The organism is Pseudomonadota bacterium, assembly GCA_008501635.1.
Lineage (GTDB): Bacteria > Pseudomonadota > Gammaproteobacteria > QQUJ01 > QQUJ01 > QQUJ01.
Map to the genome: position 1 here is coordinate 89,988 of QQUJ01000010.1, position 25,845 is coordinate 115,832.

General features: G+C 61.3%; 24 protein-coding genes. 19 read left to right on the forward strand and 5 right to left on the reverse strand.

What is annotated here, in order from left to right; genetic code table 11:
* The first annotated feature begins 38 nt into the window (after positions 1-38).
* From DWQ09_02865 to DWQ09_02875, 3 genes are all read left to right on the forward strand, one after another.
* Complete coding sequence (locus tag DWQ09_02865; GenBank protein ID KAA3629217.1) at positions 39-1,133, forward strand: ABC transporter substrate-binding protein; 1,095 nt, start codon at positions 39-41, stop codon at positions 1,131-1,133.
* Positions 1,134-1,204: 71 nt separating this feature from the next.
* Positions 1,205-2,260 (forward strand): hypothetical protein, encoded by a 1,056-nt coding sequence (locus DWQ09_02870; protein ID KAA3629823.1) that lies wholly within the window; start codon positions 1,205-1,207, stop codon positions 2,258-2,260.
* A 123-nt stretch (positions 2,261-2,383) separates the two neighbouring features.
* Positions 2,384-5,041: a C4-dicarboxylate ABC transporter permease gene (locus DWQ09_02875; protein KAA3629218.1), complete on the forward strand. Its 2,658-nt coding sequence runs from the start codon at positions 2,384-2,386 to the stop codon at positions 5,039-5,041.
* 56 nt (positions 5,042-5,097) lie between these two features.
* Here DWQ09_02875 and DWQ09_02880 read toward each other — a convergent pair whose 3' ends face one another.
* The 3 genes from DWQ09_02880 to DWQ09_02890 form a co-directional block, all read right to left on the reverse strand.
* Positions 5,098-6,096, reverse strand: coding sequence for a flavodoxin oxidoreductase (locus DWQ09_02880; GenBank protein KAA3629219.1), 999 nt, complete (start codon positions 6,094-6,096; stop codon positions 5,098-5,100).
* A 74-nt stretch (positions 6,097-6,170) separates the two neighbouring features.
* Complete coding sequence (locus tag DWQ09_02885) at positions 6,171-6,908, reverse strand: class I SAM-dependent methyltransferase (protein KAA3629220.1); 738 nt, start codon at positions 6,906-6,908, stop codon at positions 6,171-6,173.
* A 97-nt stretch (positions 6,909-7,005) separates the two neighbouring features.
* Positions 7,006-8,016, reverse strand: a complete 1,011-nt coding sequence (locus DWQ09_02890) for a VCBS repeat-containing protein (GenBank protein ID KAA3629221.1) — start codon at positions 8,014-8,016, stop codon at positions 7,006-7,008.
* 431 nt (positions 8,017-8,447) lie between these two features.
* Here DWQ09_02890 and gspC point away from each other — a divergent pair, with 431 nt between their 5' ends.
* From gspC to gspF, 4 genes are read left to right on the forward strand one after another with little or no spacing between them, the layout of a single operon-like run.
* Complete coding sequence (gene gspC / locus DWQ09_02895) at positions 8,448-9,386, forward strand: type II secretion system protein GspC (protein ID KAA3629222.1); 939 nt, start codon at positions 8,448-8,450, stop codon at positions 9,384-9,386.
* On the forward strand, positions 9,370-11,400 hold the full coding sequence (gene gspD / locus DWQ09_02900) for a type II secretion system protein GspD (protein KAA3629223.1): 2,031 nt from the start codon (positions 9,370-9,372) through the stop codon (positions 11,398-11,400). The genes gspC and gspD overlap by 17 nt, the downstream gene beginning before the upstream one ends.
* Entirely contained in the window at positions 11,384-12,907 is a 1,524-nt protein-coding gene (gene gspE / locus DWQ09_02905) for a type II secretion system protein GspE (protein ID KAA3629224.1), read from the forward strand. The genes gspD and gspE overlap by 17 nt, the downstream gene beginning before the upstream one ends.
* A gap of 16 nt (positions 12,908-12,923) precedes the next feature.
* Positions 12,924-14,141, forward strand: coding sequence for a type II secretion system protein GspF (gene gspF, locus DWQ09_02910; GenBank protein ID KAA3629225.1), 1,218 nt, complete (start codon positions 12,924-12,926; stop codon positions 14,139-14,141).
* 7 nt (positions 14,142-14,148) lie between these two features.
* Here gspF and rrtA read toward each other — a convergent pair whose 3' ends face one another.
* Positions 14,149-14,835: a rhombosortase gene (gene rrtA / locus DWQ09_02915; GenBank protein KAA3629226.1), complete on the reverse strand. Its 687-nt coding sequence runs from the start codon at positions 14,833-14,835 to the stop codon at positions 14,149-14,151.
* Between rrtA and gspG the strand changes: the two genes are divergently transcribed.
* Genes gspG through DWQ09_02955 form a run of 8 tightly spaced genes read left to right on the forward strand, consistent with a single transcriptional unit; the run spans position 14,830 to position 20,204 of the window.
* Positions 14,830-15,264 (forward strand): type II secretion system protein GspG, encoded by a 435-nt coding sequence (gene gspG / locus DWQ09_02920; protein ID KAA3629824.1) that lies wholly within the window; start codon positions 14,830-14,832, stop codon positions 15,262-15,264. The two genes, rrtA and gspG, sit on opposite strands and share 6 nt — an antisense overlap.
* 44 nt (positions 15,265-15,308) lie before the next feature.
* A complete protein-coding gene (gspH, locus tag DWQ09_02925) occupies positions 15,309-15,830 on the forward strand; it encodes a type II secretion system protein GspH (protein ID KAA3629227.1) in 522 nt (173 codons plus the stop codon).
* Positions 15,823-16,203 (forward strand): type II secretion system protein GspI, encoded by a 381-nt coding sequence (gene gspI, locus DWQ09_02930; protein KAA3629228.1) that lies wholly within the window; start codon positions 15,823-15,825, stop codon positions 16,201-16,203. The genes gspH and gspI overlap by 8 nt, the downstream gene beginning before the upstream one ends.
* A complete protein-coding gene (gene gspJ / locus DWQ09_02935) occupies positions 16,200-16,814 on the forward strand; it encodes a type II secretion system protein GspJ (protein KAA3629229.1) in 615 nt (204 codons plus the stop codon). The genes gspI and gspJ overlap by 4 nt, the downstream gene beginning before the upstream one ends.
* A 1-nt stretch (position 16,815) precedes the next feature.
* Positions 16,816-17,754 carry a general secretion pathway protein GspK gene (locus DWQ09_02940; GenBank protein ID KAA3629230.1) on the forward strand — a complete coding sequence of 313 codons (939 nt, stop codon included), beginning with the start codon at positions 16,816-16,818 and terminating at the stop codon, positions 17,752-17,754.
* Between the two features lies 1 nt (position 17,755).
* On the forward strand, positions 17,756-18,967 hold the full coding sequence (gene gspL / locus DWQ09_02945) for a type II secretion system protein GspL (GenBank protein ID KAA3629231.1): 1,212 nt from the start codon (positions 17,756-17,758) through the stop codon (positions 18,965-18,967).
* Complete coding sequence (locus DWQ09_02950) at positions 18,964-19,449, forward strand: type II secretion system protein M (GenBank protein KAA3629232.1); 486 nt, start codon at positions 18,964-18,966, stop codon at positions 19,447-19,449. The genes gspL and DWQ09_02950 overlap by 4 nt, the downstream gene beginning before the upstream one ends.
* Entirely contained in the window at positions 19,446-20,204 is a 759-nt protein-coding gene (locus DWQ09_02955) for a type II secretion system protein N (GenBank protein ID KAA3629233.1), read from the forward strand. The genes DWQ09_02950 and DWQ09_02955 overlap by 4 nt, the downstream gene beginning before the upstream one ends.
* 213 nt (positions 20,205-20,417) lie before the next feature.
* Here the strand turns inward: DWQ09_02955 and DWQ09_02960 are convergent, their stop codons facing one another.
* On the reverse strand, positions 20,418-21,161 hold the full coding sequence (locus DWQ09_02960) for a hypothetical protein (protein ID KAA3629234.1): 744 nt from the start codon (positions 21,159-21,161) through the stop codon (positions 20,418-20,420).
* Positions 21,162-21,493: 332 nt separating this feature from the next.
* On the opposite strand from DWQ09_02960, the gene motA reads away from it, so the two are divergent.
* From motA to DWQ09_02980, 4 genes are read left to right on the forward strand one after another with little or no spacing between them, the layout of a single operon-like run.
* Complete coding sequence (gene motA, locus DWQ09_02965; GenBank protein KAA3629235.1) at positions 21,494-22,351, forward strand: flagellar motor stator protein MotA; 858 nt, start codon at positions 21,494-21,496, stop codon at positions 22,349-22,351.
* Between the two features lie 32 nt (positions 22,352-22,383).
* The gene (locus tag DWQ09_02970) at positions 22,384-23,613 is read left to right on the forward strand and encodes a motility protein MotB (GenBank protein ID KAA3629236.1); all 1,230 of its coding nucleotides are present in this window, start codon (positions 22,384-22,386) and stop codon (positions 23,611-23,613) included.
* 9 nt (positions 23,614-23,622) lie between these two features.
* Positions 23,623-24,399, forward strand: a complete 777-nt coding sequence (locus DWQ09_02975) for a class I SAM-dependent methyltransferase (protein ID KAA3629237.1) — start codon at positions 23,623-23,625, stop codon at positions 24,397-24,399.
* 5 nt (positions 24,400-24,404) lie between these two features.
* Entirely contained in the window at positions 24,405-25,844 is a 1,440-nt protein-coding gene (locus tag DWQ09_02980) for an HDOD domain-containing protein (protein KAA3629238.1), read from the forward strand.
* Position 25,845: the final 1 nt, after the last annotated feature.

Consider the following 25,845-nt stretch of genomic DNA (forward strand, 5'->3'; position numbering starts at 1 on the left):
TGGATGATAAAAATTAAGAGTTGAGGAGGAATGTCCCAATGAAGCGTCGAGAATTCATTACAAAAAGCGCAGTCGGCCTCGGGGCCGTCGCCGGAGCGGCCACGATCGCCGCACCTGCTATTGCCAAGGAGCGCATCGAGATCACCATGGTCACCACCTGGCCGCGGGATTTCCCAGGGCTGGGCACCGGCGCCCAGCGTTTCGCCGCGCGCCTGGCGGAAATGAGCGGTGGCCGCATGCAGGTCAATTATTTTGCCGGCGGCGAGCGCGTCAAGCCTTTCGATTCGTTTGACGAAGTGGCATCCGGTAACGCCCAGATGTACCACGGGGCCGATTACTACTGGAAAGGCAAGCACCCCAGTTGGGCCTACTTCACCGCGGTGCCATTCGGTCTGACCTATACCGAGATGAATGCCTGGATTCGCTTCGGCGGCGGGCAGGAGTTGTGGGATGAACTCGGCGCCGAGTTCGGCATCAAGGGTGTGATGTGCGGCAATACCGGCGTGCAGATGGGGGGTTGGTTCCGCAAAGAGATCAATACCGCCGCCGATCTCAAAGGCCTCAAGATGCGCATACCCGGCCTGGGTGGCGATGTCATGGCCAAACTCGGCGCTTCACCGGTTTCACTGCCGGGCGGTCAGATCTATGAGAACCTCGTTTCGGGATCGATCGATGCCACCGAGTGGGTGGGTCCCTGGAACGACGCCTTCATGAAGTTCTACGAGGCGGCCAAGTACTACTACTATCCGGGCATGCACGAGCCGGGTGCGATGCTGGCCGTCGGGATAAACAAGAAGTTCTGGGAAGGTCTCTCCAAATCCGACAAGTTGATGGTTGAGGCGGCTGCGTCGATGGAAAACGACGTGATGATGGCCGAGTACAATGCGAAAAATGGTGAGTACCTTGCCAAACTCATAAAAGAGCAAGGCGTCAAGTTGCGTGAGTTCAGCGACGAAATCTACGACAGCTTTGGTGAAGCGGCCGAGTCGGTTTTCCAGACCGTACGCGAGCACAGTCCGCTGGCCAAGCGCATCCACGAGAGTTTCGTACGAGCCCGCGCCGATGTCGGCGCCTGGGCGAAAATCTCCGACCAGGCGTACGTCGCACAGCGTAACCGGGTTCTCGGACTCTGACGCGAAGGTAACGATAGCAAGGGAAAGCGGAGTTAGCGCTCCGCTTTCCTCTTTTTTGTGCCGCTCAATTGATGCAAAACCACACTGATATCGTCGCAACCTTGCCGCAGTCCGTTCCAGGCGCTGTCTCCGGTTTGCTATTGCGTATCCTCGCCCTCTCCATCGTCGCGGTCACTCTTCTTTTTATCGTTAACAATGTCCTTACCTACTGGTGGGAGTGGCCGGGCCCCGCCGCGTTTCTCGGCCAGCTTGGTTGGCCGGCCTTTGACAAACCCGATGAACCGCTGACGGGTGGCGTCTACGCCCTGGGTTTGTTGCAGGCCAGTAGTTATCCCGGCTTTATCGCCGGTATCGCCGGCTACGTTTTTTTGACGCGCGATCGCGCCTTGCGCGCCGATGCCGGGATGCTCTCGTCATTTTCCGCTTACATCATCCGCGCTGCCGTCTGGATTGTGATCGCGGTCGGAATCGTCGACATGCTGATCTCATTCCTACGGGTCGAAGGGTTTTTGGGTCCGTTCCTGAGTGAAACACGCATCAACGATCTCGGGCGTCCCTCGTTCCGCGGGCTCTACGTCCACTATCCGCTGGTGGTGCTGGCCCTTGTTGTCGCCTTTTTCGTGCGCTCCGTGAACTTCAGCTGGCTGGCGTTTCTGGTGGTGGTTGCCGAAGCGCAGATCGTGCTGTCGCGCTTTGTTTTTTCCTATGAACAAGCCTTCATGGGAGACCTGGTCCGGTTCTGGTACGCCGCGCTGTTTCTGTTTGCCAGCGCGCATGCCCTTGTCCACGAAGCCCATGTGCGCGTGGATGTCCTCTATGTGCACTTCAGCAAGCGGGGTAAGGCGTGGTCCAATGGGCTGGGATCGCTCTTTTTGGGTATTCCGCTGTGTTGGGTCATTCTTGGTACCGGGATGGCGGACCGGGGCAGCAGTATCACCAGCCCGCTGCTGACCTATGAAATATCGCAGAGCGGATACGGCATGTACGTCAAGTATCTGATGGCCGGCTTCCTGGTGGTGTTTGCGGTCTCGATGGCGGTGCAGTTTGCGAGTTATTTCCTGACCTGCATGGCAGATCTTCGTGGTGAGCCGGACGGCGAGCAGGAATCAACGGATGCCGAGATCTGACGTGCCTGCCGGATGCATCATGTTCGCGGGTTCTATGGCCCGCGCGCACCGCCGGTGCGTGTGGTACGGGTATCATCCGGCCATGGTCACTTCAGAATCATAAGGCGAGGCATACGCAAAACAATGGAACTCGTCTTTCTCGCCCTCCTCGTACTGCTGATGGTTGTAGCGCTGACCTCCGGTTTCCCCGTGGCGTTTGCGCTACCCGGTTCTGCCATCCTGACCATTACGATCGCCGCACTCTTCGGCTACTTCATCACCGGCAATCCCGATGCCTACTTCGCGCAGGGGGGGCCGGTACAGTGGTTGACGGCGGGTGTTACCAACTTTCGCAGCCTCTACTGGGATGTGGAGCGCGACACGCTGATCGCGATCCCGCTGTTTATCTTCATGGGCATCATGCTCCAGCGTTCAAAGATCGCCGAGGATCTGCTGGTCACGATGGCGCAGCTGTTCGGCCCCGTCCCCGGCGGCCTGGGTATCTCGGTGGTTTTCGTAGGCGCGTTACTCGCCGCTACAACGGGTATTGTCGGCGCGACGGTGATTGCGATGGGGCTGATCTCCCTGCCCGCGATGCTGCGTAACAACTACTCCAAGACATTGGCCACCGGCACGATCTGCGCCTCCGGGACTCTGGGGCAGATCATCCCGCCCTCGATCGTCCTGATCATTCTTGCCGATCAGCTCTCCAGCGCGGTCGATCAGGCGAGCACCATGCGCAAGGCCGATTTCAAGGAGGCGACGGGCGAGTTCTCCATGCCATCGGAGTTCGACATCACCTCCGCCAGCGCGGGCGATATGTTCATGGGCGCGTTCATCCCCGGACTGGTGCTGGTCGGCATCTACATGCTGTATATCCTGATCTCTGCTCTGGTGCGCCCCAAAACGGCGCCCCCGGTGCATTTTGAAGGGAAGTTCGATCGTCAGTTCGCTCTCAAGGTATTCCTTGCGCTGGTACCACCGCTGACCCTGATCTTCGCCGTGTTGGGTTCGATCGTGCTCGGCATCGCGACCGTCAATCAGGCGGGGGCCATCGGCGCCATCGGTGCGATGATCATGGGAAGCTATCGTCTCGCTGCCGGCAAGCGCAACGCCTACTACCCGGCGATACTCGCGTCTGCGTCGCTCATCGTTATTTTCTCGGCCCTGGCGTTCTTCACCATCAATGTCAAGAACATGCAAACTGCGACCGACGTGCTCGCCGTCGTGGTGGCAGGAATCGGTGTGGCCGGTCTGTCCGCCGCCATCGCCTGGAGCGCCTGGCGGGCGTACAAGGTCGAGAACACCTTGCGCGAAGTGATGATGGCCACGGCGCACACAACGTCCATGGTCTTCATTATTCTCATCGGCGCTGCCATGCTGACCTCGGCGTTCCGCGCCTTCGGCGGCGAGGAGTTGGTGCGCGATTTCCTCACCGGACTGCCCGGCGGTTTCTGGACGCAGTTCATCGTTGTCATGGCGGTCATCTTCCTGCTCGGTTTCTTTCTCGACTTCATCGAGATTGCGGTGGTCGTCGTGCCCATCGTCGCCCCCATTCTTTTGGCCGACCCCAGCGCGAACATCACGGCGGTTTGGCTGGGTGTGATGGTGGGGCTCAATATCCAGACGTCGTTTCTGACACCACCCTTCGGTTTTGCGCTGTTCTATTTGCGGGGTGTGTCACCCCCGGAGGTCAAGACGACGCACATTTACAAAGGTGCGGTGGCATTTATCGTGCTGCAACTGATCGGCTTGACGGTCGCCGGCGTCTATCCGAGTCTGGTCAACTACCTGCCCCAGCGTGCTTACCTGACATCGGACACAGCGCCGCCCCCGGTGAATCCCCGCCTGCAGGACTGCCTCGAAGACTACCTTTTCGACTACTACGATGAGCGCGGTGAAGAGCTGCGCCGCGCCACTGCCAGGATGCAGGCGCTGGATATCGGTTATCTGCCGAAGGACTATCGCGATCAACTGGAGGCGAGCCTGGCCAAGGCGGCCGCCACGTTTGATTATGTCGCCCGGGTACGCGCGGCAACGGCGGTTGCGAGCGAATACGCCGTCGACTATCGTCCGCTGCAACGCGACGTGCGCCAGATGCAGTTCGAGATCCGCAAGATGGAGAAGAAGCTGGAGGAGCACGAGCGTAATCTCAACTGGTTCTCCAGCAGCGGCGACGAGGAACGGGCGCAGCGCTTGCAAAGCAGGATCGCGCGGGTCCGTGCCGAGAGGGAGGCGATTGCCGCGCGCATTCCCAGTGATTGGAAAGCGACACACGATGGCTACTCCAAACTCTCCAAGGAGGAGAAGCTGGCTCGCCTCGCCTACCGGCGCAATGTGGATGAGGCTTACGAGGGTATCGTTGGCCTGCGCGACCTCCTCAGCCAAAGCAGTGAACTGGCCGCCCTGGAAGGCGATATTGTTCAGCTGCAATCAGTGATCAATGAGCAAACCGCCGCGCAAGCGACCGAATCGATCCAGGCGGTTGAACGGCAGCTGGAAAGCATAGCGGGGGGCAGCGCAACCAAGTCCCTGCTCTACAAAGCGCGACGCGCGTTGCGTGGCGACTCACCCAGGGGTGCGGAAGCGCTGGAGTGGTTGGCGCAGGGAATCGCGCAGTATCGGGCCGACGTGGCCTGGCTGACCCGCGCCTCCTCGCAGCTGCTGTCCGCGCTGAATGAGTACGAGGCGGTGATTCGTCACTCGATTGGACTGCGGCAACAGAAGCGTTTGACAACCGCTGAAGCGGAGGAGATCGCAGCATGCCAGGCAGAGCATCGGGACGTCTCGCTGGCCTTCTGATCGGCAACACACCGCATTGCGCCCGGTTGCCCGGTACTTTTTAATCGGCGGCAGGCTCACAGCGATCTATCGATAAAAAGCCGATTCGCCGGGAGATCGCCCTCAAGCAGTAATCCTTGCGCGGTTTCGAAGTTGCTCTCTCCGATGCTGGCGTAAAGATCGCTGCGCTCGAGGTCAGGATGGTCGCTGCAGATGCATCGCGCCACCTGCGCGAGCTGCTCGGAGGGGGTGCGCCGGCGGGTCTCGTCGACCATCGGCACATAGCGGAAATTGTCGAAGGCATCTTCCCAGGAGCGGCAATAGTTGGCGAGGTAAGGTTGCCGCGCGAAGTCGCTGTCCCAGTAGAGTGTGACCGACTGGGTCAGCTCAAGGTTGAAGCACTGCTCGATCAGGCTCTTGATGGGTGCGAACCCGGTTCCACGGGCAAGAAAAATGAGGGGGCGGGTGGATTCCTCATCGAGGATAAACCGACCTTGAGGCCCCGCAACGGTGATGCAGTCGCGGAGTCGAAGTGCTTCGAACACATGCCGGGCAAACGGGTCATCGTCGTTGCGTCGAATATGGAACTGCAGAAACATTCCGTTGCACGGGCAGCTGGCGATGGCGCGCGTGCTCGATGCCACTCCGTCGATTTCAAGGCTGGCGGTTTGTCCCGCCAGAAACCGCAGCGTCTGGCTGCGTGGCGTGCGCAACTGAATAATGCGCACCTGGGGCGTCGGTTCGTCGATTCGATCCACCCGAGTTATGACAGTCTGCCGAGGGATGTCCTCCGGCGTTCGCGCCACCAATGCCTCGACGACGAGATCCGTGGCGGGTACCGTGCGGCACAGCAGGACCACACCCTGGCGCTTGTCGACTTCGCGAATGACGAAATCATGCTGCGCGATGGCGCCCACTTCGCCGCTGACGATGCGCGCCCGGCACTCGCCGCAGGTGCCATTGATGCATTTGTAGTCCAGCGATATCCCGGAGCGCAGCGCGGCCTCCAGTAAGGTTTCACCGTGCTCGACCAAAAAGCGTCGACCGCTGGGTTGCAGTGTGACTGTGAAGCTCATGCGATCGAAGGGGACTCTATCGAGGGCATAATTTCAAGCTTGGCAAGCATAGCGTTGATAGTTTCGCCACCGGGTCAGGGTTTGGTGCCCACATGCAGGCAGGCGATACCGAAGGAGAGGTTGCGGAAAGTGACGTCGCTCAGCCCGGCCGTCTCCATGAGCGCTTTCATCTCCTCCTGGTCCGGAAACTTGCGGATCGACTCCACCAGATACGTATAGGCCTCCGGCGCACGCGCCACCCAGGCGCCAAGCCGTGGAATAACCAGAAACGAGTAGGCGTTGTAGAAGGGACGCAGCCAGGCAGCGGGCTTGGAGAACTCCAGGCAAAGACAGCGGCCACCCGGCTTGAGGACACGGGTGATCTCGGCAAGAGCACGGGGCATGCTGGTGACGTTGCGGATGCCGAAGGCGATGGTGAGCGCGTCGACGGAATGGTCCGCCAGGGGGATCGATTCGCCGATCCCGGCCAGATAGCTGACGCCCGCCCCGGTGCGCGCCCGCCCCGCGTTCATCATCGCGAGGCTGGGATCCACGATCACCACGCGGCGACCGGCACCGCGCAACTGACGTGCCACGTCTCCGGTGCCGCCGGCCAGATCGACGAGCAGTTCGACGGGTTGGCTGAGGGTGGTTTTCACCAGGTTTCGTTTCCACAACCGGTGGATACCGAAACTCATCAGATCGTTCATGAGATCGTAACGCGGTGCTACCTGCTCGAAGACGCGCCGAATGCGGCGGCTGCGCTCGTCGCTCGCCACGCGCTGATAACCGAAGGTTTCGTCGAGAGTGTGATGGCCTTCAGGCTGCTTCATGCGCTGGGCTCGATGTTGGATAGGGGAATGAGGATGTGACCCTCTCCGGTCGATTTTTCAGACGGTCCGATGGCTGACGCTGTCGCAACCGTTGAGCTCAGAGCGAACAGAAGACCAGACGTCCATCCTGCAGCCCATAGAGCAGTTCCAGGCGCCCGTCACTGTCGAAGTCACCGGCAAGGATCGCTGTGTTGATGGGATCGGGATGCCGGGCCATGCGCCAGACCCGCAGCCCTTCGGAGGTCAGCCACACCTGATTTAGAATCAGACGCCCATCGGCGGGGATGATCAACTCGTGACGACCATCGCGGTTGAGATCGGTGACCACCGCCATCGCCAGTTCGGACGATCCCGCGACGTGGTTGGAGAATCCTTCCATACGCCAGGTGGGCGTAAGCACCCCCTCGCCGTACCGGTAGATCTGCAGCACGCCACCGACGTGCGGCGTGATGACAACGGCGATCTCCGGTTTGCCATCGCCGTCCAGGTCGGGAAAACCGGCGGGATTGAGCCAGCGAAACGGCGTACCGATGGGCGGGGTTTCAGCCAGCAGCTCGATCCTTTCACCGCGCACGCCAAATACCGCCAGGGCAGCCCCCTGGTCGAGATAGCTGCGCACCAGGACCAGCTCTTCACGGCCGTCGCCGTCCAGATCGACGATGCGCGGGTAGCGGTCTTCGAATACCGACTGTTCATCCAGGAGATATTCCAGGTTGCGTCCGTCGGCCATCTCAACGCGGAGCGTGGTGGCTTCGATCGCATCCCCCAATACGCCGTGACGATAGCGGTCGGTGGGCCCCGCCAGCCAGGCGCGACGGATATCGCGTTGGCCGGTGCTGATCAGGGTATCGGGGAGCGCATCGTCTGATGCCAGGGGTGGATCGGCGGGCCGCTCCATGGGCTCGAGGACCATCTGATTGCCGACTGCCTGCAAACGCCAGAACCGTCCGTCACCTTCACGCAATACTGCGCGGTTGAGTCCATCGCTGTAGAGCTGGGCTATTCCCTGAGGCAACGCGGGGCTCTCCGCACAGCTTGCCGCCGCGGCGTTGCCGCCGGCGAGTGCCAGCGCCAGAATCAACGCTCCCTGTCTTGCTGTGCTGCACATGAGTTGAGCCTATCCGTCCGTCAGTAAAACCCGGTATGGGTAAGGTTTTCTTAAGTATTCAAGCCATTCTAGCGGGTTTCTAAGATGGATTCCCATTGATTCAGGGCGCAGGGCCTGTTTGCAACACCCGGACAGATTGAAGCTGGAGCAGGCGGCAGCGGAGGCGCAGAGTGGGTAGCGAAAGATGCGCGCAACTTGGTGAATCAGACCCCGATGGCGTGAAAAGCGCGGCGCCACGGCTCTACGAAACCGACCCTGATCGATCGGCCCGACGGAATCCGGCTGTGGATGCGCCCACCAGGATCTGATGGAACCCGGCCGATTGGTAGGCGGCTGGATTCACTCCAAAAGGATTCATTGCCCAAAAAACCAATAGTTACGTGATAGACTTCCAGTACTTATTTAGGTAAAAGTGGCACCTTAAACGAACCATATTCACCAAGAGGGAGAAGGGGCGGTCCCCGGTTGTTCCCGTGGCTATCGCATTCAAATTTACTCCGGCGCTGAACGAGACGGCGGCACGGTGGACAGCCGTGCTGTTCGTAGTCGCCATTGCCGCGCTTGCCGCCGACCTCACCTGGAAGCTGATACCGGGCACGGCCGAAACCGCAACGCAGGTATCGACTACGATTACAGGGCTGCAGCGAAACACGGGCCCTGACGCCCGACAACTCGCCGAAGAGGTGGCGGGGCGGCATCTGTTTGGCATTGCCACCGCGCAACAGGCAACCGCCCCGGTTCGGCCCGTGCAGGCGCCGGACACGCGGTTGCGGCTGACGCTGCGCGGCGTTGTCGCTCACGATAATTCGCAACTGGCGCGCGCCATAGTTGCGGCTGCGGATGGTCAGGAGAACGCCTACGCCATCGGGCAGGAGATTCCGGGGGGGGTCACGGTCAGCGAAATCCGGGCTGACAGCATTCTTCTGGAACGCGCGGGGCGTTTCGAAGTGCTGCGTATGCCCAAGGAGAGTGTCGGTGACGTCGTTAACGAAGCGGCGAGTCCTGCGGGCGAGGCGGCTATGCTGCCGGGCAGTGATGCGCTGGGAGATTTGCGCACCCGTCCGTTGCGCGAAATACGCGATGCGCTGATCGCTGATCCGGATGCGGTCAACCGGCTGCTGCGCGTGGTGCCGATACAGCAAGGCGACGAGTTCAAGGGTTTCAGGGTGATGGCCGGTAGTCAGACTCATCTGCTGGAGCGACTGGGTTTTCAGCGCGGGGATATCGTTACGGCCGTCAATGGCGTGCAGCTCGACAATCCCATCAAGGGCCTGGAGGCGATGCGTCAGATAACCGAGGCGCAATCCGCGTTGGAGATCACTGTGATGCGCAATGGTAATCCGCAGGTGCTGAATGTCTCATTGGATTGAGAGGGCGTCGGAGCAAGTGACTGGAATGTGCGTGAATCGATCGAAGGGCGTGTGGCGAGGAGTGCTCGCGTGCGTCGCTGCATGCCTGACGCTGTTGCCTCTGGTGATCTCCGCGGCGACCGTAACACTCAACCTCAAGGATGCCGATATTCGCGCGCTGATCGGCACTGTCTCCGAAGTCACCGGCAAGAATTTCATTATTGATCCGCGCGTCAAGGGCAAGGTCACCGTCATCTCATCCAAACCCATGGACGAGCAGGCGCTCTACCAGGCCTTCCTGTCGGTGTTGCAGGTACACGGGTTCTCAGCAGTGCCCAGCGGACGGGTCATCAAGATCATTCCCGACGTCTCCGCCCGGCAGACGGGTGTGCCGGTGGAAGGTGATGGTGACTCCGGAGGGGGTGATGAGCTGATCACGCGCATCATTCAGGTGGACAATGTGGGCGCCGCGAAACTGGTGCCGATCCTGCGGCCGTTGGTATCCCAGCAGAGCCATATTGCCGCCTATCCCGGTACCAACGTGCTGATCATCACCGATCGGGCCACCAACATCGATCGGCTGATGAGCGTGGTGCAGCGCATTGATAAGGCCGGCGACGCCGAAATAGAGATGGTGCTGCTGAAGCATGCTTCGGCAAGCGAGGTGGTGCGTACCCTGACCACGCTGTTGCGCAGCGAAGCCAAGGCCGGGGAGAAGGCGGGCGAGCTGCCGACGCTGGTCGCGGACGAGCGGACCAACAGTGTGCTGGTGAGCGCCGATCAGCAGATGCGCAGGCAGCTGCGCAAGCTGATCGAAGAGCTGGACCGTCCGCTTGCCAGCGGCGGCAACACCCAGGTTATCTATCTCCGCTACGCCAAAGCCAAGGATCTGGAGCCGGTGCTGAACGGTGTCGCCGCGGGTATCCAGGCAGAAAAGGCGGGCAAGGCGGCAACCCCCTCGAGCAATGAAGTGAAGATCCAGGCTCACGAGAGCACCAATGCATTGGTGGTGAATGCACCCCCGGACGTATTGCGGTCGTTGCGCGACGTCATCCGGCGACTCGACATACGTCGAGCACAGGTGCTCGTTGAGGCGATCATCGCCGAGATCTCCACCGACAAATCGGAGCAGCTCGGCGTACAGTGGGTCATCGACGGATCGGGCGATGGCAGTGCGGTGGGTCTCATCAACTTTCAGGCGGCGGGGGTCTCCATCGCCGAAGCACTCACAAATCCACCAAGCATTGCCGGTGCGGCAGGAGCCAGCCTGGGGATAGGCAGTACCAGCGGCTCCAATGATTTTGCCGCCCTGCTCAGTGCGCTTTCCTCCGACGCAACGACCAACATCCTTTCGACGCCTTCCCTGGTCACGCTCGACAATGAGCAGGCCGAAATCGTCGTCGCGCAGAACGTGCCCTTTGTGACCGGTCAGTACACCAGCACCGGTTCCGGTGACAGCGCGACCAATCCTTTCCAGACCATTCAGCGCGAGGATGTGGGCATCATCCTGCGTGTCAAGCCGCAGATCAACGAAGGCAATGCGGTCAAGTTGGAGGTGGAGCAGGAGGTATCGAACGTTGCGGCCAGCTCTCAGCAGGCGTCGGATATCATTACCAACAAACGTGCGGTGAAGACCGCGGTGTTGGTCGACGATGGCCATATTCTGGTTCTGGGCGGTCTGGTCGATGACAATGTCACCGAGGTCGAGCAGAAGGTGCCGGGGCTGGGTGACATCCCGTTATTGGGGTGGCTCTTCAAGTCGAAGAAGACCACCAAGGTCAAACGCAATTTGATGGTTTTCCTCAAACCCACCATTCTCCGCAGCGCCCAGGATGGAATCCAGGCAACAGGTGGCAAGTACACGGCGCTGCGCGACGGCCAGCTGGAGCTGCGCAAGAAAGTGGCGGGTGTGCTTGGTAACCAGGAGGTGCCGGTGCTGCCCGTGGCGGAAAGCCTGATCCTGGCTCTGCCGCCGCCTTTTGAAGAGACCGCTCCTACCGCCTTCGCCCCGCCCGCTCATGAAAGCACCCAGTGACAGCGCGGACAGTGTCGCCGAGATTCCGGTAGCGCAACGCTCAACCCGGTTGCCTTTCGGTTTCGCCAAGCGTTTCGGCGTCATCTGTGCCGGACTGAACGAAGAGACGGCGCTGCTTTTTCACAAACCGGGTGTCAGCGTGCAGGCGCTCAACGAGGCACGTCGTTACCTCGGCCGCCCACTCGAATTGCAGCCGCTCACCGATGAAGCCTTTGAGCGGCGTCTGCGTGAACTCTACGAGAGTGATCGCAACCAGGCGATGCTCGCCATGGAAGACATCGGCGAAGGCGACGATCTGCTGAGTATCGCCCAGCATCTGCCGGAACCCGAGGATCTTCTCGAAAGCGAAGACGACGCACCCATCATCCGTCTCATCAATGCGCTGCTGACCGAGGCGATCAAGGAGAACGCTTCCGATATTCACGTCGAACCCTACGAAGATCGACTCGTGGTGCGGATGCGTGTCGATGGCGTGCTGCGCGAAGTGCTCGCGCCGCGCCGGGTGCTGGCGCCCCTGCTGGTCTCGCGCATCAAGGTGATGGCGAAGCTCGATATCGCCGAGAAACGTTTGCCGCAGGATGGGCGCATATCGTTGCGCATCGCCGGACGGCCTGTGGATGTACGTGTTTCGACGCTGCCCACCGGACATGGTGAGCGCGTGGTGTTGCGGTTGCTCGACAAGCAGGCGGGAAGGCTTGATCTTGCGCAACTCGGCATGTCAGCCAAGGCGATGCACACCATCGATCAGTTGATTCACAAACCAAACGGCATACTGTTGGTTACCGGGCCCACCGGCAGCGGCAAGACGACCACGCTCTACGCCGGGCTGACGCGGCTCAACGATCGCGTGCGCAACATAATGACCGTCGAGGATCCTATCGAGTACTACCTCGATGGCGTCAGCCAGACCCACGTCAACACGCGTATCGATATGAGCTTTGCGCGCGGTTTGCGCGCCATACTGCGTCAGGATCCCGATGTGGTGATGGTGGGCGAGATCCGCGATCTCGAAACGGCACAGATCGCGGTTCAGGCCAGTCTCACCGGGCACCTGGTGCTCTCTACGTTGCACACCAACAGCGCGGTAGGCGCGGTAACGCGACTGCGCGATATGGGCGTTGAACCTTTCCTGCTGTCGTCGAGCCTGATCGGGGTCCTCGCGCAGCGTTTGGTGCGTCTGCTTTGCCCGCAATGCAAAGAAGCCTATGCGCCGCTGGAGTCGGAAAAACGCGCCATGGGTTTGCCGCCGGATGAACCGGCGACGCTATATCGCGCGGTGGGTTGTGACGCCTGCAACGGCCAGGGATATCGGGGCCGCACCGGCATTTATGAACTGATACCCGTGGATGACCGGTTACGCACGATGATCCATGACGGCGCCGGCGAGCAGGCGCTTGAGCAGTATGCGCGCAAGTTGTCGCCCAGCATCCGCCAGGATGGGTTGCGACGTATCGTGGCGGGCGACACCTCTACCGAAGAGGTGATCCGTGTGACGCGCGAGGAGTAGGGCAGCAGGGTCGATCATGGGCGCTTTCGAATTTGTCGCTTTGGATGAGCAGGGTCGTCAGCGCAAAGGTATGCGCGAGGCGGATACGGCGCGCCAGATCCGGCAACAGTTGCGCGATGCGCGCTGGACACCGCTCGAAGTGCATGAGATCGCGCAGCGCGAGGGCGGTAGCCGGGAAAGGCGGTTTGTCGGGCTGCGGGGTATCAGTTCCACCGATCTCGCCTTGCTGACCCGGCAACTGGCCACGCTGGTACGTTCCGCGCTGCCGGTAGAGGAGGCGTTGCAGGCTGTGGCGCGGCAGACCGAGAAATCGCGCATCAAGGCGATACTGCTGGCGGTGCGCGCCAAGGTGACCGAGGGGCACTCGCTCGCTTCCGGTTTGCAGTCGTTCCCGCGGGTTTTCCCGGAACTGTTTCGTGCCACCGTTGCGGCCGGGGAACAATCGGGTCATCTCGATACCGTGCTCGAACGTCTCGCGGATTACACGGAAAGGCGTCAGATCCTGCGCCAAAAGATGGGGCTGGCGCTTTTCTACCCGATTCTGCTGACGGTGATGGCTTTCCTGATCACGGGTCTGTTGCTTGCTTTCGTGGTACCCGAAGTGGTGCAGGTCTTTGCCGACATCGGTCAACAGCTGCCGCCGCTCACACGTGCTTTGATTGCGATCAGTGAGTTTCTCCAGGCCAATGGTCTGTTGATGCTGGTACTGGGTGCCGGCTTGGTGGCGCTGTGGTTCTGGTTGCTGCGTCGCGAGCCTGTGCGCCTATTTGCTCATCGTTTGTTGCTGCGCATGCCACTGCTCGCCAAGTTGGTGCGAGGTTCCAACGCGGCGCGGTTTGCGCGCACCTTCAGCATCCTCATGGGCAGCGGTGTACCGGTGCTGGAGGCGTTGCGCATTTCAGCGCAGGTGCTGGCCAATCTGCCGATGCGCCACGCCGTGCTGCAGGTCGCGGATCGTGTGCGCGAGGGAAGCAGCATCCATTCCGCTCTGGAGAAAATCGGGCATTTCCCACCTATGGTCATTCATCTTATCGCCAGTGGTGAGGCGAGCGGTAATCTGGAGGAGATGCTGGAGCGCGCCGCCAGCAATCAGGAACGCGAACTGGAAACGTTCACTGCGGCATTGCTGGGACTTTTCGAACCCTTGCTGATCCTGTTGATGGGAGGGCTGGTGCTGCTCATTGTCGTGGCCATCCTGCTTCCTGTCTTCGATCTCAATCAGCTGGTTCGCTAACCGACGGTTACCGGTGCCGCGGGCACGTGTACCAGTTCCTGACCTGGCGATAGACCAGCCAACCGAACACGCCACCGACCGCCCCATAAAGATGGGCATCGACAACCACCGCGTATCCGATCAGGTTCTGGGTCGATAACGAAGGCCCGATCAGCTGTTCGCCGAGCAGCTTGACAATGATCAGCATGCCGATAATCCCGCGCCAGCGCCTCTGATGAGACGGCAAACCCAGCGCACCTCCCAATAGCAGCCCATGGAGCACACCGGACAATCCGCTGTACCACTGCACCTCGGGGTTGAACAGCCAAAGACCGAGACTGCAGGCCGCTGCCGCGCCGCAGAGAATGGCAACACCCTTGATACCCCGCAGGCCGGCTCCCACGAGCGGAGCGCACAGCACCAAACCGATCAGGTTCAGCGCAAGGTGAGTGCTGTTGAGGTGCACCAGGTGCCCGGTCAACCCGCGCCACCATTCACCGTTACCGATCGCCGTGCGGTCGTAGCGCAGCAGCCCCTGCGTGACATCGCCAAAGCTGGCTAATGCCAGTACCGCTGCAGCGAGTGTCAGCGGCAGGGCATGGTCGATCAGCAGGCTGAAGTGAGCTTTTTTCCTCATTAATGGCTTTAGGGTATCTGCTAATATGCTGGGCAACGTAACCAGCCATGGATCGCGCCAATGTTGTCTGATCTGCATACCTCGGATCTACACCGCAATCGCCAATGCACCGGATTCACACTGATCGAGGTGATGGTGGTGATCGTCATTCTCGGTATTCTTGCAGCACTGGTGGTGCCGCGCATCATGGACCAGCCCGACAAGGCGCGCATCACCAAGGCGCAGGCGGATATCCGCGCTCTCGATAGCGCCTTGAAAATGTATAAACTCGACAATTTTCAGTACCCCAGCACTGACCAGGGTCTGCAGGCACTGGTGGAGAAACCGGAATCCTCTCCGGAACCCAAGAACTGGAAACAGGGTGGATACGTTGATCGGCTGCGCGACGATCCCTGGGGTAATGCCTATCAGTTTCTGAGCCCTGGCAGCCGCAGCGAGATAGATATTTTTTCCCTGGGTCCCGATGGTCGGCCAAGTGAAGACGATATTGGCAATTGGCAGCTCTGACACACGCCGGTTCACCTGCGGTGGTCGATTTGCCACCTAGCCTTATGCAGCGCCCCCCACCAAAAGCATCGAGTGGTTTCACCCTGATCGAGGTGCTGGTCGTTTTGCTGATCATTGGCCTGACGGTCGGCTTCGTGACGCTATCCATTGGCACGGGAGGCGCGGCGCGCCAGACCGAGGAGGAGGCGCGGCGACTCGCGGCGCTCATCGAACTGGCTCGGGAAGAGGCGGTGCTGCGGTCACAGGAACTGGCGATCGAGTTCCGTCGCGACGGATACCGGTTTTTGCAACTTACGGAAGAGAAGTGGTTGCCGTTGGGTGATGACGAACTGTTGCGTCAACGCATGTTGCCATCCGGTGTCGAACTGGTGTTGGAGTTGGAAGACGATGAGGTGGTGCTCGGCGCGGAGCCCGAGAAGGAGACGCCCCATGTATTTCTGCTCTCCAGTGGCGAGTCGAGTCCCTTCGTCGTGACCTTGGCCACTTCGGACCAATCGGTGCTGTGGCGCGTGGCCGGCCGGGAAGACACGGCGGTGACGCTGACGCGGATGGCGGGTGATGGTTAAACGACGGGTTGAGGGTTTTACGCTGCTTGAAGTGCTGGTTGCGTTTGCGTTGCTCGCAGTGGCGCTCGGCGCGCTGATCGCCGGCGTTGGCAAAACCACCGACAATGCAGCACGCTTGCGCGACAAGACCTTTGCCCATTGGGTGGCGCTCAACAAGATCACCGAGCAGCAGCTGAGCGGCGCCTTTCCGCGTATCGCGATTTCCAAAGGCACCGTCGTTCTGGCGGAACGCGAATGGCATTGGACGCTCACAATCGCCGGTACCCCGGATCAGGATTTGCGCCGCGCCGAAGTGGAGGTGCGCCAGGAATCGGCCGATCAACCGGTGGTGGCGACCGCGGTGGGTTTCATCGGACGCTATGGTGGCCAATGAAGCGCGTATCATCGCCGCAGACGACGGGATTCACGCTACTGGAGCTGCTGGTGGCCATGGCCGTCTTCGCGGTCCTGGCGCTGATCGCCTACCAGGGTTTGAATGCAGTGCTGGCCAATCGTGCCGCTATCGAACAGCATGCCGATCGCTTGCGCGCGGTCCAGACGGCGTGGCTGATCATCGGCAGAGATATCCAGCAGGCCTCCCCGCGCTGGGTGCGGGACGAACTGGGCGGCGAGTTGGGGCCGCTCAAGGGCGGCGAGGGGTTCATTCCCTTGCTGGAGTTCACGCGCGCCGGCTATCGCAACCCGGCGGGTGTGCAACGCAGCACGTTGCAGCGTGTCGCCTATCAGTTGAAGCTCAACGAATTGAGCCGCTGGCGTTGGCGGGCACTGGATCGTGCCCAGGACAGCCAGCCGCTCGAGCGGGTGTTGCTTGCCGGGGTGCGCAACGTCGCCCTGCGTTTTCTCGATGAGTCACGCGAGTGGCAAAGCACCTGGCCACCACCCAATCGCGACAGTGCCGATGCACGGTTGCCACGGGCCATCGAAGTGACACTGGAACTGGAGGATTGGGGGCGGATCACACGACTGTTCGCCCTGCCGGGCTGATATGCGACACGGGTACCTACTCAAAAACGAATCGGGGGTTGCGCTCATTACCGCACTGCTGGTCGTGGCAATGGCAGTCGCTGCCGGAGTGGCGATCGCGACCCGTCAACACATCGATATTCGGCGCAGCGAAAATCTCTTCACGACCGATCAGGCACTGCTCTATGCGCGGGGCGGTGAATCGTGGGCCATGGCGATCCTGGCGCGCGATCGCAGAGACTCCGAGATCGACCATCCGGGCGAGGATTGGGCCAGGCAGATACCTCCGTTACCGGTGGATGGGGGTAGCGTATCCGGGTACATTGAGGATATGCAGGGGCGCTTCAACATCAACAACCTCGCCGTCAACGGTGAAAGCACGGCGATCGACCTGGATCGCCTGCGCCGCATACTGGAGAGCGTGGGGTTGGAGCCCGCGTTGGCGGGGACGATTGCCGACTGGGTGGACAGCGATATCGAGCCGCGCTTTCCCGATGGCGCCGAAGACGACAGCTATCTCGGCGGCGAAGCGCCCTACCGGGCTGCCAACCGGCCGATGATCAGCGTGAGCGAACTGCGTCTGGTCAAAGGTTTCACTGCGGAGTCCGTGGACAAGCTGCTTCCCCACGTGAGCGCGCTGCCGGTCGCCACCGCAATCAACATCAACACGGCCACCGAAGTGGTGTTGCAGTCGTTGCTGCCCGATCTCGATTCTGCGGCTGTCGAACAGTTGGTGGAAGCGCGCGAGGAAGAGGCCTTTGCCAGTGTCGAAGATTTCCTGCGTCATCCGGTATTCGAGGGGAAATCGTTGGGCAATCAGCGTCTCGGCGTCAGCAGCGAGTATTTCTCGGTGACCAGCGATGCGCAGATTGGTGCGGGGCGTTTGCAGTTGACCAGTCTGATTCAACGCACCGACGCCAGCAGTCTCGCGGTATTGGCGCGCAGTTACGGAGGGTTGTGAGATGCGCGAACGACTGGTCATCCGCTGGCCATACCGTCCCGGGCAGAACGCCAGCTGGGCACTCACCGACGCGCAGGGACGGCTGCAGGGCGGGGTCTACCGCGGTGAGCTGGAACAGTGCGCTGCGAGCGGCGCGGGGCGGCAGGTGGTGGTTCTGGTGCCGGCAGCGGAAGTGCTGCTGACCAGGGCGTCCGTCCCGACCCGCAACCGGCATCGGCTGCTGCAGGCCATTCCCTATGCGTTGGAGGAGCAGTTGGCCGACGATGTGGCGACGCTGCACTTCGCCCTCGGGCCGGAAACCGCCGACGGTGGCATCGCGGTCGCTGTCGTGGCCCGGGCGCAGATGTCGATGTGGCTCGATCGGTTACAGGAGGCGGGCGTGCGGCCCGATCTGCTGGTGCCCGATACCTTGGGGCTGCCCCTCGCGGATAACGAGTGGTCGCTGCTGGTCGACGGCGATGATGCCATCCTGCGCACCGCGGCCACCCAGGGTGGATACGCGGAGGCGACCCACTTGTCGTTGATGCTGGAAGCGGCGCTCAGGGAGGCGGGCGATCACCCGCCGCAGCGACTGCGTGTCGATGTCGTCGCCGCTACCGGTTCGCCGGTTACCCCGGATGGTCTGGAGGTGGTCCGCTCGGAGGTGGCTACGGGGCTCGAAGTGCTTGCGGTGGGGTTGGACGAGACACCTGCCATCGATCTGCTGCAAGGCAGTTTCAGCCGTCACGAACAGATCGGGCGCATGTGGCGTCCGTGGCGGACCGTGGCGGCTCTGGCCGCCGCCTGGGTGGTACTGGAAAGCGGCCTCGCAGGCTACGATATCTGGCGCCTCAAGAGCGCGATTGCCACGCAGGAACAACAGATCGGTCAACTGTTTCGCTCCGCACTCCCGGAGGTCCAAAGGATGGTCGATCCCCGAGCCCAGATGGAGCAGAAACTGCGGGCGCTGCGCGGCGGGGGCCAGAGCGGTGGCGCGTTGGCCTTGTTGGCAGGTGTCGGCGAGATTCTCCAGGAAGATGCCACGACGCGACTCAACGCAGCGAGTTTTCGCGGCGGCCGCCTGGATCTGGACCTTGAACTCAAGGACATCCAGGCGCTGGATCGCATCAAGCAGCAGGCATCACAGCGCCTTAAAACCGAAGCCGAGATCGTCTCGGCAGCCACCCAGGGCGACAAAGTGGCCGGGCGCCTGCGTGTGGGGGGCGGGTCATGAAGGCGTGGTGGGACGGCCTGGCGCCGCGGGAACAGCAACTTATCGCAGGGGGCGCGGGACTGCTGATTCTCCTGATGCTCTATGTTGCAATCTGGTTGCCGCTGCAGAGCAGTCGCACCAGCCTCACCGAACAGTTCGAGCAGCAGCGCGAGACACTGCGCTGGATGCAGCAGAGCGCCGCTGAAATTCGCCAGTTGAGCGCGCGCACTGCGAATCGACGCCCGGCAACCGGGCAGTCGCTGCTGGGGTTGATCGATCAAACAGCGCGGGCGCAGCAGCTGTCCGACGCCGTCAAGCGGGTGCAGCCCGACGGTACCCACAGTGTTCGCGTCTGGCTGGAGAATGCCGCCTTTGACGATGTGATGCGGTGGCTGGGAACGCTGGAGCAGGGCCACGGTGTGGCGCTTGAGGCGCTCAATGTCGAGCGAGGCGAGACGGCGGGCCGGGTAAGCGCACGCCTGACGCTGGAAAGCCCCAAATGAAACGCTGGTGGTTGCGCTACCTGCTGATCGGGGTGGCGGCGTACGCCATCGTGTTGTTCGCCACGCTGCCGGCAGCGGTGGCCTACCCCTACCTGCAGGGTGCGCTGCGGCCGCTTGCTTTGAGTGGCCTGGAGGGGAGCGTCTGGTCGGGGCGTGCGGCACGGTTGAGTTATCCACCTCACACGGTGGGTTCGGTCAGCTGGTCGCTGCGGCCGCTAGCGTTGTTGACGGGCGAGCTTGGTGCCGATCTTGTTGTCGATGGCCCGTTCGGCAAGGCGCGGAGTGTTGGCGGTATGCGGATGGGCGGCCACGGATTCATGCAGGATCTCAGCGGTGATGTCTCTGCGGCAGCAGTGGCACCGCTGCTGCAACTGCAGGGGCTGCGACCCGAAGGGCGGATTGAACTCGACATCACGCGCCTCGATCTGGATGGCCGCATTCCGGTCCATGCCGAAGGTGAGGTGATATGGCGGCAGGCCAGAATTGCGCTGCCGCAGCCGCTCGACCTTGGCACCTTCTCGGCGACGTTCAGCACCGATACCGAGGGCGTGCGTGCCGGGGTGCGTGATCGCGAAGGTCCGCTGGTGGTGGATGCCGTGCTGTCGCTGAAAAGCGATGGCAGCTATCGGGTCGGCGGGCGAGTCTCTGCCAAGGGCGATGCGCCGCCGGCTGTGCACAGTTTGTTGCGTGGGGCGGGTGTGAGACAGCAGGGAGGAGCGTTGCCGCTCAACATCACGGGGCGGCTCTCCAGATGATCCCATAGCGGGTGTAAACGTGCCACGGAATCCAGGGCAAGCCGCCGGTTGATCGCAACGCCCCCCCAATCAGGCAGCAAGCTGCTCGAAGTTGGAGTTACAGCAGGCGCAGTCAGCGTAGGTTGAATCTTCGAACGCCGGGTCGGCTGCCTCACCGCGCTCGATACGGTGGTGCCTGTCGTGTTCTTGATCCGGCACAGCCCTGCCGACCGACTAGAAGAACATGCTGATCCGGATTCCGGCGATGTCCTGATCTGATTTTGGTTGATAGAAGTAGTCGTCTCTGATGCTGTTGTTGTTGGCATCGAGATCACCCAGTACGCTGGGTGAATCCGAAAAACGGTGGGTGTCGTAGTAGATGGAGACGGCAAGATCCCGCTGATCGTTATCCCCGTGTCGATAAAAGGTCAGACTGACGAAACCCGACATGTTGTTGCCGGGTTCGAGTTTCATATTGAAAGGCGCGCTGATGGTTTCGTTGACCTCGATGGGGTATTTGAGACCCGCCTGGAGGTAGCGGCTCCACCGGCCCTGGCGGCGGAAGAATCCGATGCCGGCATGGACATAAAGCGCGGAATAGGTTTCGAGGTATCCCGCTACGGGATTGCTCATGGCGTCGAACCCGTCCTTGATTTCGCGTTCCCAGTAATCGAAGCCGAAGCCGCCCAGCCAGTCCCGTGAGTAGCCGTTCCAGACATCCGGGCGACGATGGCCCAGTGTGAGCTTGGTGTTGACACCGATGTAGGAGGTCGTGGTGTCAAGGGTGACGTTGTTCAGTGTGCGTCCGCGGTAATCCACCTCGCCGAGGTGACCGTTGACGTCGATTCCGATCAATAAACCCGCTTCAGCGCGATCGTAGTCGTCATAGGAAAAGTGGCCGGTATAGCGTTGTCCTTTCTCCTCCAGGATGCGCGTGTTGGTGCTGCTGTTGAACTCCTGCCAGGAGAGCTGCTGCACGCCGATGCCGATTCCGAATTGGCCGTCGGCGAAAGTCAGGGTGGAGGCGAGTAAAGAAAGCGCGGCAGATGACGTTAATAAAAGGTGACGAGCAGATAGCCGCATTAACCCTCCCAGGCATTCCTTGTCGGTCGTTATTGGATGAAAGCAGCGTATGAGTATACCCAGCACACCTGATGTAGGCTATTCATCGATAGAACATAAAATTATGGCTTCAAATTTATGATCTGGTTGCCTTTTTTCCCTTTTTCGGATGTTTTACCATGCCGGTTATCCAGTTTTTCATACCCGTGGGCGGGGATTAGTCCCCCAGCGCAGTTGAGTCGATAGGCATGATTGTAATCATCGGATATCTCGTGGTCATTGGTGCCGTACTGGGCGGTTTTTTGATGGCCGGCGGCCATCTCGCCATCCTCTGGCAGCCCGTGGAGGTATTGATCATCGGGGGTTCGGCGCTGGCTGCGTTCGCAATCAGCGCGGGAGGCAAAACCTTGAAGGCCACCCTGGGCTCGCTGACCAAGGTTCTGGGGGGGTCGCCCTACAACAAAGCGCTGTACATGGAGACGCTGACGCTGCTCAGCGAGATCTTCAACAAGGCGCGGCGCGACGGGCTGATGTCGATCGAAGACGATATCGAAACCCCCGCCAACAGCGCTCTGTTTCAGAAGGCCCCCAAGGTGCTCAAGGACCATCATGCCGTCGAGTTCATCACCGATTACCTGCGTTTGATGGTCAGCGGCAATCTCGATTCTCATGAACTCGATAACCTGATGGATCTGGAGATCGAGACTCATCACGATGAAGCGCTGAAGCCGGTGGATGCGATTCGCAAATTGGCCGATGGCCTGCCCGCTTTCGGTATCGTGGCGGCGGTGCTGGGCGTTGTGCATACCATGGAATCGGTGGGTGTTCCCCCGGCGGAACTCGGTAAACTGATCGCCGCGGCACTGGTGGGCACCTTTCTCGGTATTCTGCTGGCCTACGGCTTCGTGAGTCCGGTGGCGAATCTGCTGGAGGTTCACGTCCATGAGGCCACCAAATACCTGCAGACCATCAAGTCCGGCATGATCGCCTTCGTCAATGGCTCACCACCCCCCACGGCGGTGGAGTTCGCCCGCAAAGTGGCTTACTCGACCGAGCGGCCCAGCTTCATTGAACTGGAAGAACACTTGCGTAAAGCCAAGGGCTAGCCATCCGCCTGCGCTGAGCGAGCCACGCAATCATGAGCCTGGACGAAAAACGCCCCATCATCATCAAGAAGGTCAAGAAGGCCGCCCATGGCCACCATGGTGGCGCCTGGAAGATCGCCTACGCCGACTTCGTGACTGCAATGATGGCGTTCTTTCTGCTCATGTGGCTGTTGGGATCGACGACACAGGCGGATCGCCAGGGTATTGCCGAGTACTTCCAGAATCCGCTGAAGGTGTCGTTGATGGGTGGGTCGGGAGCGGGTGATGCCACGTCGATCATCCAGGGCGGAGGTGAGGATCTCACCCGCTCGACGGGACAGGTGAAGCGCACGCAGACCGGAACGCGCGAGATCGTCACCCGCGTGTCGGAAGAGTCCACGGGCCGGCTCAATCAACTGGGCACGGCGTTGAAAACGCTGGTCGAAGAAAGTCCGGTATTAAAGAAATTCAAGAATCAACTCAAGATCGATCTGACCAGCGAAGGGCTGCGCATTCAGATCATCGATGAGAAGGATCGCCCCATGTTTGCGGCGGGAAGTGACCGCATGGAGCCTCACGCGCGTGAGATCATTGCCGAAATCACGCCGCTCCTCAATGGCCTCCCCAACCGGATCAGTATCACCGGGCATACGGATTCCATTCCCTACGGACCCAACGAGCGCGGCTATACCAACTGGGAGCTGTCGGCCGACCGCGCCAACGCTGCGCGCAGGGAAATGGTGCGCAACGCGCTACCCGACGACAAGGTGATTCGTGTCACCGGGCTGGCATCGGCAGTGCCGCTGGTGCGCGACGATCCCACCAGCCCGGTCAACCGGCGCATCACCATCGTCGTGCTCAACAAGGCGGCGGAAGAGGAGCTGTTGAAGGAACCCGACAATGAGCTGGAGATCGGAGAGGCGTCGGTCGAGGCAACGGAGCAGGAACCCGAACTGCCGCCGCAACCGGAACCGGAATTGGCGGACCCGACCCCGGTGCGCCGTAACGAACTCAACCCTGTGCTGCCGCCGGGCCTGCCACCCGTGCCGGGCCGGGTGGAGACACCGCGGCAGAATCCATCGCCGGGTCCGGCCGCCGAGCCGTCCCGGACCCGTGGCAACGGATCCGGTGCCGCGCTGCCGCCCGCATCACGCAATACGGAGGCCCCCGCGGAGCAGGCAGCGCCGGCCGAACAACCCAAGCTGCCGCCGCTGCGCCGCAACCCGCTCAATCCCATTAGTCCACCGATCTTGCCGGCGATCCCGGGCGCGGATCAGCGTTGAGGAGCGACGATGCGGGTACACACCATGCGCATTCAGGAACTCCCGCCCATCGTTCTCGCCACGGCCGCTCAACTTGCGGCGGTGACACTGATCGTGCTGGCCGCGTTGGTCGGTGCCCAGTTGTTTGGCGGCGAGCCGCGTTGGTCGGTGCTGGTATGGCCAATCGGTTGGGTGGCCATGGCTTTGGGGTCGCGTTGGGGTCTACCCGGCTGGTGGCGGTTGATTCAACTCTTCTTTGCGCCCGCCCTCTATTGGGCGCTGCAGTTGGCGCTTCCCCCGTGGATCTACCTGGCCCTGTTGATTCTCTGCCTGCTGCTGCTGAGTAACAGTGTGGCCGATCGCGTACCGCTCTATCTCAGCAGTGCCGCGGTATGGGCGCACCTGGAGCAGCACTTACCGCACACTCCCGGTGCGCGCGTGCTCGATCTGGGATCGGGCCTGGGTGGAGGTCTGGCGTGGCTGGCTCCGCGTCATCCGGAGATCCGGTTTGCAGGTGTGGAGAATAGTCCACTGCTGTGGCTGTTGAGTCGGCTGCGGCTGATGCGCTTCAGCAATGCCGAGATACGTTGGCGGAACCTGTGGGCGGAACCGCTGCATGACTACGATGTGATCTATGCGTTTCTCTCGCCGGCGCCGATGCGGCGACTATGGGACAAGGCCAAGGCGGAAATGCGACCGGGGAGCCTGTTCATCAGCAATAGCTTTGACGTGCCCGGCATAGAGCCCGATGAACAGATAGTCGTGGGCGATCGGCGCGGTTCTGTCCTCCACCTCTGGCGGTTGTAACCGATATGACGACGTCGAAGCATCTCGATATCTGGATCGAAAAGCTCTCGGCGCAGCCGCTGCCGGTATTGCGCAGCACGCGCAATGCACTTCGCCAGTTGATTGATCGCGGTACCTACAATGGCGGCGAACTGACCCGGCATCTGGCGCACGATCCCCTGTTGTGCGTGCACCTGCTGCGCCGTGCCAATCAACGTTCGCCCGAAGGTCGCGTGGCCACCCTGGAGCAGGCGGTGGTGATGTGCGGCGAGGGCCTGCTCGAAGAGCTGGCGCGTTCGGTGCCGGTCATCGAGGAGGTGGTGCCGGAACCGGCGCTGCAGCCGCTGCTGCAGCTCTACCGTTTTTCATTTCATGTTGGGTATCTGGCGCGCGATCTCACCAAACAAAAACGCGACCATCACTACAGCGACTCCTATTTCGCCGGGCTTCTGCACAACCTTGGCGAGCTGGTAACCCGCGTTTTCGTCCCGAAGTACATCCCTGCCATCGTCCGCCAGGCGCAACAACGCAAGATAGGAAGGTCGGAAGCGGCGCAGGAGGTGCTGGGATTTGATTTTCACCAGCTATCGTGTGGGCTGGCCCGCGCCTGGCACCTCCCCGCGTTGCTGCAGGCATCCCTGGATGACGACCATTTTCAGGACAAGCGCACCGAGTTGGTCGATCTTGCCGCGGGGATGATGCACGTTGGACCGCTGCTGCTGTTGCCGCTGAGCGAAGACCGCCTGGTGCTGCGGGTGGCGGAACTGCTGGCGGTAGGCGCGGAGGAGGTGAAGGCGATTGTTTTTCACGCCAACAGCGAGGCGGCCGCCTATCTGCAGGAGCGTCTGCCGGTGGAACCGGACGCAACGTTCGTCGAATTTTTTCCGCCCGAACCGATCGACAGTTTCGAGGGCGCCAAGCCCGCGCCGGTGCGGGCGAAACCCGAGGCGTTGCAGCGCTTACAGGCCGCTTTCGCCAGCAGCGAGACCGATCGGCTCACGCCGCAACGGATACTCGAACTGTTCACTGCGGCGCTGCGCGAGGGGTTGGGAGTCGATCGGGTGGTGTTTGCATTGTTGAGTCCCGATCATGCCATGCTGCAGGGCCGCTTCTTCGGCGGGGTCCAGGCCAATTCGCCCCTGCACCGCTTTGAATTCGAACGCCATGGCCGTACGGTGTTTGCCCGTCTGATGGACAAACCGGCAGCACTCATCCTGAACGACGCCAACCGTGAACGCATGAAACCGCTGCTCACCGATCACGTGCACAAGGTGCTCGAGGTGGAGGAATTCATGGCGCACTCCATCTTTCTCGAGGAACGTCCCTTCGGGCTGTGCTACGCCGATCGCGGCATCTCGCGCAGGTCGATCAGCGCCGAGGAATATCAGGTTTTTCGTACCCAGTGCCAGCTGTTGGTCAAACGCCTGGCCAGCCTGACGGTGAATCGCAAGAAGGCAGTCACCTGAC

Bases quoted from the DNA above. Each gene is read 5' to 3' on its own strand.
- DWQ09_02865 (KAA3629217.1), top strand. From the start codon at position 39: ATGAAGCGTCGAGAATTCATTACAAAAAGCGCAGTCGGCCTCGGGGCC.
- DWQ09_02870 (KAA3629823.1), top strand. From the start codon at position 1,205: ATGCAAAACCACACTGATATCGTCGCAACCTTGCCGCAGTCCGTTCCA.
- DWQ09_02875 (KAA3629218.1), top strand. From the start codon at position 2,384: ATGGAACTCGTCTTTCTCGCCCTCCTCGTACTGCTGATGGTTGTAGCG.
- DWQ09_02880 (KAA3629219.1), bottom strand. From the start codon at position 6,096: ATGAGCTTCACAGTCACACTGCAACCCAGCGGTCGACGCTTTTTGGTC.
- DWQ09_02885 (KAA3629220.1), bottom strand. From the start codon at position 6,908: ATGAAGCAGCCTGAAGGCCATCACACTCTCGACGAAACCTTCGGTTAT.
- DWQ09_02890 (KAA3629221.1), bottom strand. From the start codon at position 8,016: ATGTGCAGCACAGCAAGACAGGGAGCGTTGATTCTGGCGCTGGCACTC.
- gspD (KAA3629223.1), top strand. From the start codon at position 9,370: ATGTCTCATTGGATTGAGAGGGCGTCGGAGCAAGTGACTGGAATGTGC.
- gspE (KAA3629224.1), top strand. From the start codon at position 11,384: ATGAAAGCACCCAGTGACAGCGCGGACAGTGTCGCCGAGATTCCGGTA.
- gspF (KAA3629225.1), top strand. From the start codon at position 12,924: ATGGGCGCTTTCGAATTTGTCGCTTTGGATGAGCAGGGTCGTCAGCGC.
- rrtA (KAA3629226.1), bottom strand. From the start codon at position 14,835: ATGCAGATCAGACAACATTGGCGCGATCCATGGCTGGTTACGTTGCCC.
- gspH (KAA3629227.1), top strand. From the start codon at position 15,309: ATGCAGCGCCCCCCACCAAAAGCATCGAGTGGTTTCACCCTGATCGAG.
- gspI (KAA3629228.1), top strand. From the start codon at position 15,823: ATGGTTAAACGACGGGTTGAGGGTTTTACGCTGCTTGAAGTGCTGGTT.
- gspJ (KAA3629229.1), top strand. From the start codon at position 16,200: ATGAAGCGCGTATCATCGCCGCAGACGACGGGATTCACGCTACTGGAG.
- DWQ09_02940 (KAA3629230.1), top strand. From the start codon at position 16,816: ATGCGACACGGGTACCTACTCAAAAACGAATCGGGGGTTGCGCTCATT.
- gspL (KAA3629231.1), top strand. From the start codon at position 17,756: ATGCGCGAACGACTGGTCATCCGCTGGCCATACCGTCCCGGGCAGAAC.
- DWQ09_02950 (KAA3629232.1), top strand. From the start codon at position 18,964: ATGAAGGCGTGGTGGGACGGCCTGGCGCCGCGGGAACAGCAACTTATC.
- DWQ09_02955 (KAA3629233.1), top strand. From the start codon at position 19,446: ATGAAACGCTGGTGGTTGCGCTACCTGCTGATCGGGGTGGCGGCGTAC.
- motA (KAA3629235.1), top strand. From the start codon at position 21,494: ATGATTGTAATCATCGGATATCTCGTGGTCATTGGTGCCGTACTGGGC.
- DWQ09_02970 (KAA3629236.1), top strand. From the start codon at position 22,384: ATGAGCCTGGACGAAAAACGCCCCATCATCATCAAGAAGGTCAAGAAG.
- DWQ09_02975 (KAA3629237.1), top strand. From the start codon at position 23,623: ATGCGGGTACACACCATGCGCATTCAGGAACTCCCGCCCATCGTTCTC.
- DWQ09_02980 (KAA3629238.1), top strand. From the start codon at position 24,405: ATGACGACGTCGAAGCATCTCGATATCTGGATCGAAAAGCTCTCGGCG.